A 1,742-nucleotide genomic window follows, 5' to 3' on the forward strand; every position below is an offset into this window, starting at 1 on the left:
CGTAGCGCCTCTGCTTGCCTGTACTCGCGGTGACTCTGGGCAGCTCGCCGTTGATAGGCACGTGCTTGCTGCGCTTCTTGTCTCCGTCGTCGAGCTTCTGTCTCCACCTGGCGCTGCCGCTGCCTCTGCATCTCAGCCCAGACGCCGACCAAGCCATTAGAACGACGACTCATGTGCTGCAGGCCCTCCCCAAGGCGCTCTGGTTGTCCCCACAACCAGTTGTAACGGGACGACTCTATCCAGCGATGGCCGTCTCGCATATCCACTCGGCAAGAACAATCCGCTCAGTCGTCTCCACAGGTCAACGTGACCGGAGGCAACCACGGCCGGGCCGGAATACTGGAAGAGCTATCGATCAGAACCAGTTGATCGTGTTCTTCAGGCAGCGGGCGGATCTCGCGCGGATTGTCGCGTTGGCTCGCCAGGTCTGCTCCGCCTCGACACTGGCGGTTGTCACTCCGGCCCGCCCGGCCGGGTTTTCTGCCGGTATCAGGTGACCGTTGGCGATCAGCATCCCAGGGCTCGTGCGTTCTCGGGTGGCGAGACGTCCTGAACTGTCCTCGGTGGGCGCTAAGCGAGATTCCAGAAGTTCTGCGGGTAACGCGTGACGGTGTTCGTGCGGCCGAGGTCGTGGTCGGTCTGCGCCCGGCTCGGGCTCCACCGATGAGTTCTTGCGGGTTGTCGGGTCAGTACGGACATGAATGCTGAGAACAAGCCGCCGGTCGTCTCCCGTCGTGAGTGGCTGGCCGCCGTCGACACCCTGCGCGTCCGGGAGAAGGCGCACACCCGGGAGGGTGACGCGATCACGGCCGCCCGGCGACGGCTGCCCATGACCGAGGTGGAACCATCGACTCCGCTCGCAGGAGGCAACGGAGAAGTCCCCCTGATCGACGTCTTCGAGGGCCGCACCCAGCTGTTCGTGTCCTATCACATGTGGCACGACGGCCGTCCCGGCGCCGACCAGTGCGAGGGCTGCACCTTCTTCACCGGCCAGGTCTACGAACTGTCCCATCTGCACCAGCGTGACGTCACCTTCGCCGTCTTCTGCCAGGGCCCCTTCGAGGAATCCGACCGCTACCGCCGCTTCATGGGCTGGGACATGCCCTGGTACTCCGTGCCCGCCGAGTCCCACGAATGGCTCCTCGCCGGCCGCGGCTTCGGGATGAAGGCGTGCTACCTCCGCGATGGGGACCGCGTCTTTGAGACGTACTGGACCACCGGACGCGGCGTCGAACCCATGGCGCCGTCCTACGGCATCCTCGACATGACCGTCTACGGACGGCAGGAGACCTGGGAGGACTCCCCGCCCGGCTGGCCGCAGCCGTACGAGACGCGCGGCCAGCAGTTCCGCAAGGACGGACGGCCGACCGCGCAATGGGCGCGGATCACTGCCGGGCACGACGACGACCTCCATGGCGCACAACCCCGCACAGGCGGCTCAGGCTGTTGCTCGTGAACCCGCGCCCGACAGCCGTCGCGGCGGCGTGGTCGGGGCCCTGCGTGTCCTGCGCACCGCCTGGCCGACGTCCTGGACGCTCTGCCGGATCCCCGCCGCCGCCAGGGCCGCCGCTACCAGCTCGGCGCCCTGCTCGCCCTGTGCACGATCGCCGTACTCGCAGGCGCCACCACGCTGGCCGCAGTCGCGCGGCATGCCGCCTACCTGCCCGAGGAGATCCATGACCGGCTCGGCCTGCGGGCCGCCCCGCGGGCGACCACCCTCGGCCGGGTCCTGGCCCGCCTAG

The 1,742-nt window shown here is 67.9% G+C and carries 3 protein-coding genes; 2 read left to right on the forward strand and 1 reads right to left on the reverse strand.

Annotated elements, in window-relative coordinates; all coding sequences use genetic code 11:
- Positions 1-355 precede the first annotated feature (355 nt).
- Positions 356-514: a DNA-binding protein gene (locus tag VXC91_RS45120; protein WP_329513131.1), complete on the reverse strand. Its 159-nt coding sequence runs from the start codon at positions 512-514 to the stop codon at positions 356-358.
- A gap of 183 nt (positions 515-697) precedes the next feature.
- Between VXC91_RS45120 and VXC91_RS45125 the strand changes: the two genes are divergently transcribed.
- Positions 698-1,456, forward strand: coding sequence for a DUF899 family protein (locus tag VXC91_RS45125; RefSeq protein ID WP_329513132.1), 759 nt, complete (start codon positions 698-700; stop codon positions 1,454-1,456).
- Between the two features lie 81 nt (positions 1,457-1,537).
- Positions 1,538-1,742: transposase family protein (locus tag VXC91_RS45130; protein WP_329513133.1), on the forward strand; the 205-nt coding region annotated here is incomplete at its 3' end.

Origin of the sequence: Streptomyces chiangmaiensis (assembly GCF_036281785.1) — a bacterium.
In the GTDB taxonomy this organism is placed as follows: domain Bacteria; phylum Actinomycetota; class Actinomycetes; order Streptomycetales; family Streptomycetaceae; genus Streptomyces; species Streptomyces chiangmaiensis.

Bases quoted from the DNA above. Each gene is read 5' to 3' on its own strand.
- VXC91_RS45120 (WP_329513131.1), bottom strand. From the start codon at position 514: ATGCTGATCGCCAACGGTCACCTGATACCGGCAGAAAACCCGGCCGGG.
- VXC91_RS45125 (WP_329513132.1), top strand. From the start codon at position 698: ATGAATGCTGAGAACAAGCCGCCGGTCGTCTCCCGTCGTGAGTGGCTG.